Annotated in this window: 12 protein-coding genes and 1 tRNA gene; 7 read left to right on the forward strand and 6 right to left on the reverse strand. The window is 65.1% G+C overall.

All coding sequences use genetic code 11. The features are described 5' to 3' along the window. The 4 genes from fdhE to BLR26_RS06190 all read left to right on the forward strand — a co-directional run bounded on the left by fdhE (position 1) and on the right by BLR26_RS06190 (position 4,423). Positions 1-924, forward strand: a complete 924-nt coding sequence (gene fdhE / locus BLR26_RS06175) for a formate dehydrogenase accessory protein FdhE (RefSeq protein WP_093379008.1) — start codon at positions 1-3, stop codon at positions 922-924. A gap of 62 nt (positions 925-986) precedes the next feature. After that, entirely contained in the window at positions 987-2,402 is a 1,416-nt protein-coding gene (gene selA / locus BLR26_RS06180; protein ID WP_093379011.1) for an L-seryl-tRNA(Sec) selenium transferase, read from the forward strand. Continuing rightward, positions 2,399-4,318, forward strand: coding sequence for a selenocysteine-specific translation elongation factor (gene selB / locus BLR26_RS06185; protein ID WP_093379014.1), 1,920 nt, complete (start codon positions 2,399-2,401; stop codon positions 4,316-4,318). Before selA ends, selB begins: the two co-directional genes overlap by 4 nt. Before the next feature lie 9 nt (positions 4,319-4,327). After that, positions 4,328-4,423 (forward strand) — tRNA-Sec (locus BLR26_RS06190). 3 nt (positions 4,424-4,426) lie between these two features. Here the strand turns inward: BLR26_RS06190 and BLR26_RS06195 are convergent. Together BLR26_RS06195 and BLR26_RS06200 are read right to left on the reverse strand one after the other, a co-directional pair. Then, on the reverse strand, positions 4,427-5,419 hold the full coding sequence (locus BLR26_RS06195) for an asparaginase (protein ID WP_093379017.1): 993 nt from the start codon (positions 5,417-5,419) through the stop codon (positions 4,427-4,429). 1 nt (position 5,420) lies between these two features. Continuing rightward, complete coding sequence (locus BLR26_RS06200; RefSeq protein ID WP_045200000.1) at positions 5,421-6,863, reverse strand: alanine/glycine:cation symporter family protein; 1,443 nt, start codon at positions 6,861-6,863, stop codon at positions 5,421-5,423. Positions 6,864-7,038: 175 nt separating this feature from the next. Between BLR26_RS06200 and BLR26_RS06205 the strand changes: the two genes are divergently transcribed. Continuing rightward, on the forward strand, positions 7,039-7,857 hold the full coding sequence (locus BLR26_RS06205) for a helix-turn-helix domain-containing protein (protein ID WP_045199998.1): 819 nt from the start codon (positions 7,039-7,041) through the stop codon (positions 7,855-7,857). A 5-nt stretch (positions 7,858-7,862) separates the two neighbouring features. Here the strand turns inward: BLR26_RS06205 and BLR26_RS06210 are convergent, their stop codons facing one another. Genes BLR26_RS06210 through BLR26_RS06220 form a run of 3 tightly spaced genes read right to left on the reverse strand, consistent with a single transcriptional unit; the run spans position 7,863 to position 10,566 of the window. Beyond that, entirely contained in the window at positions 7,863-8,702 is an 840-nt protein-coding gene (locus BLR26_RS06210; protein WP_093379020.1) for an alpha/beta hydrolase, read from the reverse strand. Between the two features lie 9 nt (positions 8,703-8,711). Continuing rightward, on the reverse strand, positions 8,712-9,506 hold the full coding sequence (locus tag BLR26_RS06215; RefSeq protein ID WP_045199995.1) for a TSUP family transporter: 795 nt from the start codon (positions 9,504-9,506) through the stop codon (positions 8,712-8,714). A gap of 16 nt (positions 9,507-9,522) precedes the next feature. Beyond that, entirely contained in the window at positions 9,523-10,566 is a 1,044-nt protein-coding gene (locus BLR26_RS06220) for a TauD/TfdA family dioxygenase (RefSeq protein WP_093379023.1), read from the reverse strand. A 295-nt stretch (positions 10,567-10,861) separates the two neighbouring features. On the opposite strand from BLR26_RS06220, the gene BLR26_RS06225 reads away from it, so the two are divergent. Both BLR26_RS06225 and BLR26_RS06230 read left to right on the forward strand, forming a co-directional pair. Further along, positions 10,862-11,746 (forward strand): sugar nucleotide-binding protein, encoded by an 885-nt coding sequence (locus BLR26_RS06225; RefSeq protein WP_045199991.1) that lies wholly within the window; start codon positions 10,862-10,864, stop codon positions 11,744-11,746. After that, a complete protein-coding gene (locus BLR26_RS06230; RefSeq protein ID WP_045199989.1) occupies positions 11,739-12,668 on the forward strand; it encodes an NAD-dependent epimerase/dehydratase family protein in 930 nt (309 codons plus the stop codon). The genes BLR26_RS06225 and BLR26_RS06230 overlap by 8 nt, the downstream gene beginning before the upstream one ends. 77 nt (positions 12,669-12,745) lie before the next feature. On the opposite strand, the gene BLR26_RS06235 is transcribed toward BLR26_RS06230, so the two are convergent. Beyond that, on the reverse strand, positions 12,746-13,429 hold the full coding sequence (locus BLR26_RS06235; protein ID WP_038998518.1) for an OmpW/AlkL family protein: 684 nt from the start codon (positions 13,427-13,429) through the stop codon (positions 12,746-12,748). Positions 13,430-13,502: the final 73 nt, after the last annotated feature.

Raw genomic sequence — 13,502 nt, forward strand, 5'->3', positions numbered from 1 at the left:
TTGAGTACTCTTCTGGAACCCGGGCAGATCGAAGCGGCGGCCAGCACGCCGCCGTTTCTCTACCTGCCGCCGAAGAACCTGTTCGCCCTGCGTGCGCAGCGCCTGGAGCAACTGGCCGAGGGCAACCCGCTGGCGGATTACCTGCGTCTGCTGGCCGGCCTCTGCCATGTGCAACAGAGCCTGCTCGACCAGCCCCCTGCCGCAGCTCCCAGCGACAGCGAACGCCAGCGCCTGTGTGTCGAGCATGGCTTGCCGCCGCTGGCTGCCGACAGCCTGGTGCGCGACGGACACTGGCTGGCTTATCTACAGGCGTTGTTGCAGCGCTATCCGGCTTCGAGTGGCGCCGTGGCCGATGCCGTGTCTGTGCTGCAATGCGCCGCCGATGAGCAGCGCAAGCTGTGGGCCATCGCCTTGCTCACAGGTTCGTACAGCCTGGTGCCGGCGGCGCTGGTGCCGTTCCTGGGCGCTGCACTGCAGGCGGCCTGGAGCCATTGGCTGCTGAGCCTGCAGGGGGTCGAACTGAAAGCGGCGGACAGCCTCTGCCAATGCCCGGCCTGTGGCTCGCCGGCCATGGCCGGGGTCATCCGCCATCGCGGCAAGTACAACGGCCTACGTTACCTGGTGTGTTCGCTGTGTGCCTGCGAATGGCATGTAGTGCGGGTCAAATGCGTGTACTGCGAACAGAGCAAGGGCCTCAAGTACTTCAGCTTCGAGGATGACCGTTACGCCAGCGCCAAGGCGCCGCTGCAGGCCGAATGCTGCCCGGGCTGCAACACCTACCTCAAGCATATCTACCTGGAAAACGACGCCGATGCCGAAGCACTGTCGGCCGACCTTGCCAGCCTGGCGCTGGACCTGCGCCTGGATCAGGAAGGCTTCAAGCGCCTGGCGCCGAACCTTTTGCTGGCGCCGGGAGGGGAGTGAGATCGGGTCTACACTGAGGTTTTGCCCATGGCCAGCGCCCACTGAAGTTGAGAACCGTCTGAATGCCGTCCAACCTCGCCAAGCTCCCGATCCGCCTGCCCTCCATCGACACTCTGTTGCGTCACCCCGCCAGCCAGCCGCTGACCGAGCGCTATGGCCGCGACGCGCTGCTGGCGATCTTGCGCCAGTTGCTCGACGACCTGCGCGAGGACGCCCGGCTCGGCCAACTGGACGCCGCTGAACTGGCCGCGCCGGTGCTGCTCGGCCGCGCCGGCGAGCGCCTGGTGGTTCGCCACCGCAGCCAGGTGCGGCGGGTCTTCAACCTCACCGGCACGGTGCTGCACACCAACCTGGGCCGGGCCTTGCTGCCCGAGGAAGCCATCGACGCCGTGCAACTGGCGGCCCGCTATCCGCTCAACCTCGAGTTCGACCTGGCCAGCGGCAAGCGCGGCGATCGCGATGACCTGATCGAAGGCTTGATCCGCGAACTCACCGGCGCCGAAGCCGTCACCGTGGTCAACAACAACGCCGCGGCCGTGCTGCTGGCGCTCAACAGCCTCGGTGCGCGCAAAGAGGGGATCATCTCGCGCGGTGAGTTGATCGAGATTGGTGGCGCTTTTCGCATTCCCGACATCATGGCCCGCGCCGGGGTCAAGCTGCATGAGGTGGGCACCACCAATCGCACCCATGCCCGCGATTACGAGGCGGCCATCGGCCCGCGCAGCGGCCTGTTGATGCGCGTGCATTGCAGCAATTACAGCATTCAGGGCTTCACCACCCAGGTGCCGACCGCAGAACTGGCGCGCTTGGCTCATCGCCATGATTTGCCCCTGCTCGAAGACCTCGGCAGCGGCAGCCTGCTCGACTTGAGCCGCTGGGGCCTGCCGGCCGAGCCCACTGTGCGCCAGGCCCTGGCCGATGGCGCCGATCTTGTCACCTTCAGCGGCGACAAGCTGTTGGGCGGGCCACAGGCTGGCATCATTGTCGGGCGCAAGGACTTGATCGCGCGGATCAAAAAGAACCCGCTCAAGCGCGCCTTGCGGGTCGACAAGCTCACCCTCGCAGCGCTTGAGGCGGTGCTGGGCTTGTACCGTAATCCTGATCAACTGGCCGAGCGCCTGCCCAGCCTGCGCCTGCTGACCCGGCCGCAGGCCGAGATTCTCCAGCAGGCCGAGCGCTTGCAGCCAGCGTTGGCGCAACAGCTGGGCGAGCAGTGGACGGTCAGCGCAGAGCTTGCATTGGGCATGATCGGCAGTGGCAGCCAGCCGGTGGCGCGCTTGCCCAGTGCGGCCTTGTGTGTGCGCCCGCAGGTGTCCAAGCGCCTGCGCGGTCGCGCCTTGCATGGCCTGGAACGCGCGCTGCGGGCCTTGCCGATTCCAGTGCTCGGGCGCATCGATGACGATGCGCTGTGGCTGGACCTGCGCCAGCTCGATGATGAAGCCGCGTGGCTGGCGCAACTGGCGCAGGTGCAGGCGTGATTATCGGTACCGCCGGGCATATCGACCACGGCAAGACCGCTTTGCTCGAGGCCCTGACCGGCCAGGCGGGCGACCAGCGCCGGGAAGAGCGCGAGCGCGGCATGACCATCGACCTCGGTTATCGTTATGCCGCCCTCAGCCCTGGCGCAGCTCTAACCGGCTTTATCGACGTGCCCGGTCACGAGCGGTTTATCCACAACATGCTCGCTGGTGCCCAGGGCATCGACCTGGTGCTGCTGGTCGTGGCCGCCGATGACGGGGTGATGCCGCAGACCCGCGAGCACCTGGCGATTGTCGAGCTGCTGGGCATTCCCCAGGCCTTGGTGGTGATCAGCAAATGCGACCGGGTCGAGCCGCAGCGGCTGCAGGAAGTGCAAGCCCAGGTCAGCGTGCTGCTGGCTGCCGGGCCGTATGCGGGGGCAGTGCAGTTTGCAGTTTCCAGCGTCACTGGCGAGGGCATCGAGGCGCTGCGCCAGGCCTTGCTGGCGGCTCAGGCTGAGGTTAGCCAGCGCAGCAGCCAGGGCGGTTTTCGCCTGGCCATTGACCGCGCTTTTGCGGTTGCCGGTGCCGGCATCGTGGTCACCGGCACGGCGCTGGAAGGGCGTGTGCAACTGGGCGACAGCCTGCTGCTCGGCAAAGCCGGTAAGCCGGTGCGGGTGCGTGGCCTGCATGCGCAGAACCAGGCCGCCGTCGAGGCCCAAGCTGGGCAGCGGGTGGCCTTGAACATCAGTGCCGAGCGCCTGGCCCTTGAGCAGATTCACCGCGGTGACTGGCTGCTTGCCGAGTGGCTGCATGCGCCGACCCAGCGCGTGGACATCGAGCTGCAACTGCTGGCCAGCGAACTGCGCGCCTTCGAGCACTTCAGCCCGGTGCATGTGCACCTGGGCACCCAGGATGTCACCGCCCGGGTAGCGTTGTTGCAGGGCGAGCATGTGCTACCGGGCAAGCGCATGTTCGCCCAACTGCTCACCAATGCACCGGTACAGGCGGTGCACGGTGATCGCCTGGTGCTGCGTGACCAGCGTGCGCAACGTACCCTCGGTGGCGGCCGGGTGCTCGATCCCTTTGCACCTGCGCGCCAGCGCCGCAGCGAGGCGCGCATTGCCCAGTTGCAGGCCCTGGCTGGCGCCGACAGCCTTGAGCAGGCCTTGCCGGCGCTGCTGGCCAGTGATGACCTGGGCCTCGACCCGCAACGCCTGGAGCGCCAGTTCAATCGCCTGCGCAGCCGCTGGCAACTGCCGGCCAATGTCCAGGTAATCGCCACTCGCCAAGGCCCGCTGCTGTTCACCGATGAGCATTGGCAAACATTGCAAACGGCGTTGCTGGAGGGGCTGGCGCGGTTTCATGAACAGGAGCCGGACCAGCTCGGTCCTGATCGTGATCGCTTGCGCCGCTTTGTTGGCCTGACCCTTGAGCGCCCGGCCTTCATCAGCCTGGTGGATGAACTGCTCGCCAGCGGCAGGTTGGTCAGCAGCGGGCACTGGCTGCACCTGCCCGAGCACCAGATACGCTTGAGCGATGCTGACTCGCAGCTGTGGAGCCAGGTGCAGCCATTGCTGGTCGAGGGGCTGTTCGACCCGCCCTGGGTACGCGACCTGGCCAGGTCGCTACAAGTCGATGAAGCCGAGGTGCGCCTGTTGCTGCGCAAGCTTGGGCGTTTGGGCCAGGTGCACCAGGTGGTGCGCGATCTGTTCTATCCTGAGGCCACGATCCGGCAAATGGCGGCTATGCTCTTGCAGCTGGCCAGCGACGATCCGGTGGTGCAGGTGGCGGCGTTTCGCGATGTGCTGGGGATCGGGCGCAAGCGCAGTGTGCAGATACTCGAGTACTTCGACCGCATCGGCCTGACCCGGCGTGTCGGTGACCGACGCCAGGTTCGCGCCGACAATGCCCTGGCCCAGGCGCCGGGGCAGTAACCCGTTCAAGGAAGGCAATCGCGCCCGGTGGCGCGGCCGGGCTTCAAACCCGGTTGGGGACGGCAGCCGTTCCCGGGCAGGTTCGACTCCCGCTGCCTTCCGCCATTTCTACTGGGCGCGCTCGCCGCACAGGTCCTGGGCGAACCAGTGTTCCGCCGCTTGCACATCGAGCCCGGCACCGAGCAAAGCGAACATCTTGCCCAGCGCCGCTTCGCGGGTCATGCCGCCGGCGCTGACCAGGCCGGTATCGCGCAGGCGGCTGCCGGCCGCATAGGTGTCGAAGTGCACCGCGCCTTCCGGACACTGGCTGATGGCCGCAATCAACACCCCGCCTTGGCGGGCGTCGTGCAGCGCATCGAGCAGGTCCTGATCGTCCGATGGCCCGGTGCCGCTGCCGTAGCACTCCAGCAGCAAGCCCTGCACGCCGCTAGAGAGCAGGCCGCGCAGATGGCCGACCTGCAGCCCGGGGAACACCGGCAGCACCATCAGGTTTACCGGTTGGCGTGGCTGGCGGTAATCCAGGCAGGCCGGGAGCGACTCGGCGCGTTGTCCATCGCGCTCACGCGGCAGCGCGGCGAAGGCATCGAAGGCTTCGCTGCGCAGCTTCGACGTGCGCGCGCCGTGCAGCAGCTGGCCGTGGAAATACAGCTGCACGCCATTGTCGATACCGGATGCCATCACCCGCAGGGCGCCGCAAAGGTTGTCCCAGGCGTCGCTGTCGGCGGTGCCGGCCGGCAACATCGAGCCGGTCAGCAGTACCGGTACTGGCAGGCCGAGCAGCAAAAACGACAGCGCCGCTGCGGTGTAGGCCAGGGTGTCGGTGCCGTGCAGCAGCAGGATACCGTCGTGGCCATCGCGCTCCACCGCCTCGACAATCGCCTCGCGCATGGCCAGCCAGTTGCTTTGCTGCATGTTGGCGCTGTCGATCAATGGCCGCAGTTCGCGCAGCCGCCAACTCAGTAGCGGTGCATCGGCCATTTGCTCCAGGTGCTCGCGCATACGCGCTTCAAAGCCGCCGGCAGGCGCCAGGCCCTGCGGGGTTTGCAGCATGCCGATGGTGCCGCCGGTGTACAGCACCAGAAGGTTGTTGACGGCGCGCATGTCAGCTCTGCGTCTGTGCGTTGGCGACGTTGACGTCGGTCCGGGTCTCGACCTGCGGATTCACTGGCCAGGCAGCCGGGTCCAGGTCCAGGTCGGAAAACTTCGACGCGTCGAACACTGGCTGGGCGATACCGGCGCGGCGCTGTTCGTCGTAGTCGCGCATCACCCGCAGGCCGACCTTGAACAGCAGGGCCAGGGCTACCAGGTTGACGAACGCCAGGCAGGTCATGGTGATGTCGGCGAAAGCGAACACGGTCGACAGGTTTTGCACCGAACCCCAGAGAATCAGCAGCAGTACCAGGCCGCGGTAGCCCAGCAGCACCAGGCGGTTGCGGGTGAAGAACTGCAGGCTGGTTTCGCCCAGGTAGTAGTTGTAGAGGATGCAGGTGAAGACGAACAGCGACAGCGCGACACTGACGAAAATCCGTCCCCAGTCACCGACTACCGCAGCCAGGGAGTTCTGGGTCAGGGCGATGCCGTCACCTTCAAAGCCTGGGGTGTAGAAGCCCGACAGCAGGATCAGCAGTGCGGTGCAGGTGCAGATCACGAAGGTGTCGAGGAACACGCTGAACGCCTGGACCACACCTTGGGCGGCCGGGTGTTTCACCGCGGCCACGGCGGCGACGTTCGGTGCACTGCCAAGGCCGGCTTCGTTGGCGAACACGCCACGTTTGACGCCCATGACGATAGCGCTGCCGAGCAGGCCGGCAAAGGCCGGATCAAGGCCGAAAGCGCTCTTGACGATGGTTTCGAGCATGGCCGGCACGTGTTCGATCTGGGTGAAGATCACGTACAGGGTCACGCCGATGTAGGCCAGGGTCTTGACCGGGACCAGCAGGTCGGACACCGAGGCGATACGCTTGATACCGCCGATGAACACCAGGCCGAGCAGGGCGGCGAGGGCGATACCGGTGTATTTCGGCTCGAAGCCGAAGGCGTTCTGCAGCGAGTGGGTCACGGTGTAGGACTGCAGGCCATTGAAGGTAAAGCCGTAGGTCACCAGCAGCAGAATCGCGAACACCATCGCCATCCAGCGCAGCTTCAGGCCGTGCTGGATGTAGTAGGCCGGGCCGCCACGGTACAGGCCGTCGCCGTCGCTACGTTTGTAGACCTGGGCCAGGGTGCACTCGAAAAAGCTGCTGGACATGCCCACCAGCGCGGTCACCCACATCCAGAACACCGCACCCGGGCCGCCGAGGGTCACGGCGATGCCGACACCGGCGATGTTACCGGCACCGACGCGGCCGGCCAGGCTCAGCATCAGCGCCTGGAACGAGCTCAGCTGGCCTGCCTGGCCGCGCAGGGATTCCTTGAAGACGCTGAACATGTGGCCGAAATGGCGGAACTGGACGAAACGGGAGCGCAGGGTGAAGTAGCTGCCGAGTCCGACGATAAGCACGATGAGGAGTTTCCCCGAGAGGAAATCGTTGAGCGCTTCGAGCATGAAATGACCTCGATTCTTATTCTTCGCATGAAAGACGACAGGCCGGCGTCGATGCGCCGTGTCCGTGGGGCGCATGGTTGGTCATGACAAGACTGGTTACAATTTCGCGGGTTGCTCTCAGTTGATGCGACTTGATGCTAAACTGGCGCCTGTCGCATCACCTGGAACAGCTCACATGAGCGAACATCTCGGCGCCAATCTCAAGCTCGCCTGCAGCCACTACCGCTCTATCTCGGAAGTTTGCCGGCAGCTGTCGATCAATCGTGCACAGTTCAACAAGTACCTGAGCGGGCAAAGCCAGCCGACGGCGTACAACCTCAAGCGCATCGGCGATTTCTTCGGTGTCGAGGATTACGAACTGGGTTTGCCGCCGGAGCAGTTCGCGCGCCTGATTGGTGCGCGCAGTACCGCCAACCAGGCGCTCAGCCACAACGATCCGCTGGCCGAGCTGCTGCGGCCGTTGCGCGAACACGCCGGCAACCTGTCGCGCTATTGCGGTTACTACTTCGAATACTCCAACTGCATGTCGGTACCCGGCTCCATCCTGCTGTCGCTGGTGCACCTGCGCGAAGAGCGCGGCAGTTTTCTGTTCGAGCGCCAGGAGCGTCAGGAGCGCTCCAGCAGTACCGATGTGCAGGCCGAAGACTGGGTGCGCTGCCGTTACCTGGGCGCGGCGTTCCAGTTGCAGGACCGCCTGTTTCTGCTCGATTACGAGTCGTTGACGGTCAACGAGATGAGCCAGACCATCCTCATTCCCAGCTTCAAGAGCCGCATCACCCGCCTCAACGGTCTCAAGACCGGGGTTTCCAGTGGTGACCGGCGTACCCCGGCCTGCACCCGGGTGGTGTGGGAGTTCCTCGGCACCGAGATCAACCGCATCAGCGCCTACCGCCAGGTCAAGCTGTACCGCCCGGACGATCCACGGATCGACGACGACGTGCGTGAACGCCTGAGCGCCGGGCCGATCCGCAACGGCCTGTTCGAGATTGAATAACCCGCTTAGCCGAGAATGAACTCGGCCACCACCTGCGCCACCTGATTGGCCACCGCCGGCTTGTCGCGCAGGTGTGCGGCAATGCCGTGATCGCAGTCGGTCAGCAGCAGGCATTCCAGGTGCGGTGCCGGCACGGCGCGCAGCAGGGCCTGGGTGACTTCTTCAGGGATCGGGCTATAGCGCTGGGCGCCGGCCAGCCACAAGGTGCCGGCCGAGGTGCCTTCGGCTTGCCCGTAGGCTTTGGAGTTGAGCCCGTCGAATTCGCCGATCACCAGCAGCACCCGGCCCGCAAACGAGCGCAGAAACTCGTAGCTGTCGCAGTCGAGAAAGCCGTAGGGCTGGCGGATCGCTGCGCTGAAGGCCGGGCCGAACGGCGCCTGGTGGGCGGCGTCCGGGTAAACCGCCGGGCAGATCAGCACCAGTTTGTCGATGGCCGGCGTTTGCGCTGCCAGTTTCAACGCGATGGCGCCGCCCAGGCTGTGGCCGAGCAGGGTCTGGCAGCGCTCGGCGATATGCCGGTGAAAGCGCTGCGCTTCTTCCAGGTTGGTGGTCAGCGACGGCTGCGGCGCGCCGGGCTCGGCGGCCAGGCTGTGGCCGGAGAGGTTGCCGGTCAGCGAGCCGATCCCCTGCTGCTGCAGGCGATACAGCAGCGGGTTGAGGCGAGTGAAGTCCGAGCGCGCGCCACCGATCACGAACATCGGCGCAGCGCGCTCCTGGTCAGGTATAAGCAGCCGCGCCTGTTGCTGGAAACCGTCGAAGGTTTCGCTGATGAAGCGCTCGGTAGCCGGCGCGGGTTCGTCGTACTGCCAGGTGGAACGTTGGGTCGAAATTGCTTCCAGGTGCATGGACACCGCCTATAGAAACTGATGTTGCAGCCATTCGCCAAGGGGGTTGCCGGCGCTGAGCAGCAGCTTGAGGGCCATGATGCAGCACACGCAGACCAGCAGCGGCTTGATCAGTTTAGGACCGAAATGCACCGCGCAGCGAGCCCCCAGTTGCGCGCCGACGAAGGCCGCGCAAGCCATCGCCAGGGCCAGCGGCCAGACGATCGCGCCGCTCAGGGAAAACACCGACAGCGCCCCGAGGTTGCAGGCGGCGTTGAGCAGTTTGCTGTTGCACACCGCGCGCAGCATCGGCTGGCCGAGCAGAACCACGCACGCCACCATGTAGAACGAGCCAACGCCGGGGCCGAACACCCCGTCGTAGAAGCCGATCACCGGCGCCACCGCCAGGCAGAACAGGCTGATCGAGATCCTCGCCTTGCGCTGCTGCTCGTCCGGCTTGGGGCTGAAGGCAAAGTAGGCGGCCACCAGGATCAGCAGCACCGGTACGCAGGCCTGGAGGAAACTCTTGGGCACCAGGCTCACCGACAGCGCCCCGAGGGCGCCACCGGCAAAAGCCATGGCCGCCATGGGCAGGCCGCGCTTCCAGTCGATCATGCCCTTGCGGGCAAAGGCAAAGGTGGCCGAGACCGTCGCCGAGGCGGCCTGGAACTTGTTGGTGGCGATCGCTGCCAGCGGGTCGATGCCGGCAACGAACAGCACCGGCAGGGTGATCAGCCCGCCGCCGCCGGCGATGGCATCGAAAAATCCGGCCATCAGCGCTACCGACGCCAGGGTCAGCAGCAGGGTGATATCAATTTCCATCATCGGGGGGTTCCCTTGTTCAGCCACGTACCAGCAGCGGGTCATCGTTGAGGACTATCGGGCGCGCGAATCGCGAGTAGCCGAACAGGCGCACCAGCAGGCGCCGGTTGTCCTGGAGAATGTCGCGCCCATGCAGGGCGCGGCAGTTATTGATCAGCAAGGCGCTATCGGGTTGGAGCACGAACGGCAAGGGCTGGGCGTCCCGGACCAGCGCCTGGAAGGCGTCGAAGGCACGGGCTGCGGCGTCGCTGGCGTGATCGTTCAACGAGAAACGATACGAGTTGTAGCGCAGGCTGAAACCGCCGTCGGGATCGAACTGCAGCATCGACGTGGCCTGGCCGGCCTCGCCTTGACCGGCGACAAAGCACTCGCTGCGGGTGAAGTCGAAGGAGGCCGAGGTCAACGCCAGCGCATGCAGGCTGCCCAGTTGCTCGATGATGGCGCGCAGCGGGATGATCCGGGTCGGTTCGCCCGCCGGGTTCCAGCGCGCGGAAAGGATCAGCGCTGACGGCGCAGGTGAGCGGCCCTCGCTGGCGGCAACCGAACAGTTGTAGGGCGCTTCGGTATGCGGGCCCAGGCGCAACCCGGCGTGAGAGCTGAGTTCGACTTCGGTGTGCTGGTGTTCGTCGGGGCGGGGCACTCTGCCGCCGCCTTTGAAGTTGCCGACCAGCCGCATGATCTGGCCTTCGTTGTCGATATCGAAGGCAAAGGCCCGGTAGTTCACCAGCTCCAGCAGCAACTGGTTGCGTGAGGCCAGGTAAAGGCAGCGCTCGCTCTGAGCCAGGGTGGCCAGCTCAGGCAGATGCTCGGGCAGCGGATCGCTGCCGAGGCAGGCCATCTGCGAGCACATCAGGGCCGACAACTGGCCATCGGCAAAGCGTTGCAACACGGCCTTCTGGCTGGCGTCGAGGGTAGGGTGCAGGCGTTGTGCCCACTGGCGCGCCTGGTTGGCGACTCCGCGGGCCTGAGGGCCGCCGAGTTCGGCGAGGTGCTGGCTGGCAGCTGCCAGCGTACGGGCCTGGTCCTGGTCGAAACTCAGGTACGCGACTTCCGAATCCTGCATGGGAAACATTCCTTTGTTATTGGTTTTATCTGGCAATCCGTGCCGGCCAGGGTGCAGAAAGTGCTGCTGCGCCCCGGCGAACGAATAAGCTAACTATTCTCCTGGTTAATCCATTCAGGCGAGTCAGCTCATTCCGGGCGCAGTATAGGCAGTTTCCGGATTTGTGTAAGCACAGGAAAAACCTTGCCTTCAGCGCCGCGCCGGGCAGGACGGGCGCCCCTGTGTTGGACTTCCCCTGCCGGAAACCGCAAAATGAAGGCTTTCTTCCAATAATCTGATCGGACCTGCTGACTCTATGCGAATGCGCCTGATGCTGTTGGGTGGTGGAAGTGCCCTCGGGCAAGCGCTGATTCGACTCGGGGCCGAGGAAGATATCGGCTTTCTGGCACCGCGCCCGCCGGACAGCGGTTGGGATCCGGCGAGCCTGACCCAGTTGCTCGACGACACCCGCCCTGATGCGCTGATCAACCTGGCTTACTACTTCGACTGGTTCCAGGCCGAAGCGGTCAGCGAGCAGCGCCTGGCCCAGCAGGAGCGCGCCGTCGAGCGCCTGGCCGAGCTGTGTCAGCACCACAACATCATTCTTGTCCAGCCGTCCAGCTACCGGGTCTTCGATGGCTCGCGGGCGACCGCCTACAGCGAAAAGGACGAGCCAGTGCCGCTGGGCCTGCGTGGCCAGGCCCTGTGGCGCATCGAGCAGAGCGTGCGCGCCACCTGCCCGCAGCATGTGTTGCTGCGCTTTGGCTGGGTGCTCGACGAGAGTATCGATGGCGTCCTCGGCCGCTTCCTGACCCGCGCCGAGCAACCGCAGGAACTGCTGCTGGCCGATGACCGGCGCGGCAACCCGACGCCGGTGGACGACGCTGCGCGGGTAATCCTCTCGGTGCTCAAGCAGCTCGATTGCGCCGCGCCCCTGTGGGGCACCTATCACTACGCCGGGAACGAGGCGACCACGCCGCTGGCGCTGGGGCAGGCTATCCTCACGGAAGCGGCCCAGTTGCATAAGCTGGCGGTACAGGCCCCGACCGCGCAGGCCCACGCCGCGCGCCCGGACGCCAGCGAAGAACCGCAGCATGCGGTGCTGGCCTGCAAGAAAATCCTCCACACCTTCGGCATCAAGCCCCGCGCCTGGCGCGCCGGTTTGCCGCCCTTACTGGATCGCTTCTATCGTCATGGCTGATGCCCCTATTCTGATCACCGGTGGCGCCGGCTTCATCGGTTCCCACCTCAGCGATGCGTTGCTGGAAAAAGGCTATAGCGTGCGTATCCTCGACGACCTGTCGACGGGCAAGCGCAGCAACCTGCAGATCGACAACCCCCGGCTGCAACTGGTCGAAGGTGATGTCGCCGACGCCGAACTGGTCAAGCGCGCCGCGGCCGGTTGCCAGGCGGTGGTGCACCTGGCCGCAGTCGCCTCGGTACAGGCCTCGGTGGACGACCCGGTGAAAACCCACCAGAGCAACTTCATCGGCACCCTCAACGTGTGCGAGGCCATGCGCCTGAACGGCATCAAGCGCGTGCTGTTTGCCTCCAGCGCGGCGGTGTACGGCAACAATGGCGAAGGCCAGTCGATTGTCGAAGACACGCCCAAGGCGCCGTTGACGCCTTACGCGGTGGATAAACTGGCCAGCGAGCAGTACCTGGACTTCTACCGCCGCCAGCATGGCCTGGAGCCGGTGGTGTTCCGCTTTTTCAATATCTTCGGCCCGCGCCAGGATCCTTCCTCGCCGTATTCCGGGGTTATCAGCATCTTCTGCGAGCGCGCCCTGAACGGCACGCCGATCACCCTGTTTGGCGACGGTGAGCAGACCCGCGATTTTCTCTATGTTGGCGATCTGGTCACGGTAATGGTCCAGGCGCTGGAGTTGGCACAGGTCGAGGAGGGCGCGGTGAACATCGGCCTGAACCAGGCCACTTCGCTGAACCAGTTGCTGGCGGCATTGAAGTCGGTGGTTGGCGATTTGCCGGCGATCAGCCATGGGCCGGCGCGCTCGGGCGATATCCGCCATTCGCGGGCGAACAACCAGCGCTTGCTGGCGCGTTTTGATTTCCCTGAGCCGACGCCGCTGGTGGTGGGGCTGGCGCGACTTTTAGGACGCTGAAAAGCAGCGCGGGGCAAGCCCGCTCCTACATCACGTTGTAGGAGCGGGCTTGCCCCGCGATGTGCGTTTGAAGACGCTTAGAACTTGTAACCCACGCCAACCATGTAGACCCATGGATCGACATCGACGTCGACCTTGGTCTTGCCAACGCCCAGGGCGCTCGGGCCGTCGATGGTGGCCTTGGTGTCGATGTCGACGTACCAGACCGCGGCGTTGATCAGGAAGTTGTCGTTGATCATGTAGTCCATGCCCAACTGACCGGCCAGGCCGACCGAATCCTTCAACTTCATGTTGCTGAAGCCTTGAGCCTTGCGGTTGCTGCTCAGGTCTTCGTCAAAGAACATGGTGTAGTTCAGACCGATACCGGCGTAAGGCTGGAACTTCGACGAAGCTTCCATCGGGTAGTACTGCAGCGACAGGGTCGGTGGCAGTTGCTTGATGTCGCCCAGCTTGCCATCCAGGCCAGCGCCCAGGCCCTTGACGCCCACGGTGTGCTGGAACGGAGTGGCGGCCAGCAGCTCGAGGCCGATGTGGTCGGTCAGCATGTAGGCAAACGCCAGGCCCAGCTGGGTGTCGCTGTCCAGAGTAGCCTTGGTGCCGGACATCTTGGTGCCGTCGAGCTTGATGTCGCCGCTGTTCTCGTTGGGAGCGGTAGTGATCGCACCGGCACGCAGGATGAAGTCGCCAGCCTGGTGGGCGTGGGCAACAGGGGCTGCAAGCGCCAGAGCAACGAGCGAGGCGCCAAGCAAGGACTTGTTCATGGAAGCTCCCAAAGGACGTTTAGAATTTAATGAGTCCAATGGTAAGGAGCTGACGGACGGCGACTTTTGACGC

The sequence above is a fragment of the Pseudomonas sp. UC 17F4 genome, from assembly GCF_900101695.1.
Classification (GTDB): Bacteria; Pseudomonadota; Gammaproteobacteria; order Pseudomonadales; family Pseudomonadaceae; genus Aquipseudomonas.

Bases quoted from the DNA above. Each gene is read 5' to 3' on its own strand.
- selA (WP_093379011.1), top strand. From the start codon at position 987: ATGCCGTCCAACCTCGCCAAGCTCCCGATCCGCCTGCCCTCCATCGAC.
- BLR26_RS06195 (WP_093379017.1), bottom strand. From the start codon at position 5,419: ATGCGCGCCGTCAACAACCTTCTGGTGCTGTACACCGGCGGCACCATC.
- BLR26_RS06200 (WP_045200000.1), bottom strand. From the start codon at position 6,863: ATGCTCGAAGCGCTCAACGATTTCCTCTCGGGGAAACTCCTCATCGTG.
- BLR26_RS06205 (WP_045199998.1), top strand. From the start codon at position 7,039: ATGAGCGAACATCTCGGCGCCAATCTCAAGCTCGCCTGCAGCCACTAC.
- BLR26_RS06210 (WP_093379020.1), bottom strand. From the start codon at position 8,702: ATGCACCTGGAAGCAATTTCGACCCAACGTTCCACCTGGCAGTACGAC.
- BLR26_RS06215 (WP_045199995.1), bottom strand. From the start codon at position 9,506: ATGATGGAAATTGATATCACCCTGCTGCTGACCCTGGCGTCGGTAGCG.
- BLR26_RS06220 (WP_093379023.1), bottom strand. From the start codon at position 10,566: ATGCAGGATTCGGAAGTCGCGTACCTGAGTTTCGACCAGGACCAGGCC.
- BLR26_RS06225 (WP_045199991.1), top strand. From the start codon at position 10,862: ATGCGAATGCGCCTGATGCTGTTGGGTGGTGGAAGTGCCCTCGGGCAA.
- BLR26_RS06230 (WP_045199989.1), top strand. From the start codon at position 11,739: ATGGCTGATGCCCCTATTCTGATCACCGGTGGCGCCGGCTTCATCGGT.
- BLR26_RS06235 (WP_038998518.1), bottom strand. From the start codon at position 13,429: ATGAACAAGTCCTTGCTTGGCGCCTCGCTCGTTGCTCTGGCGCTTGCA.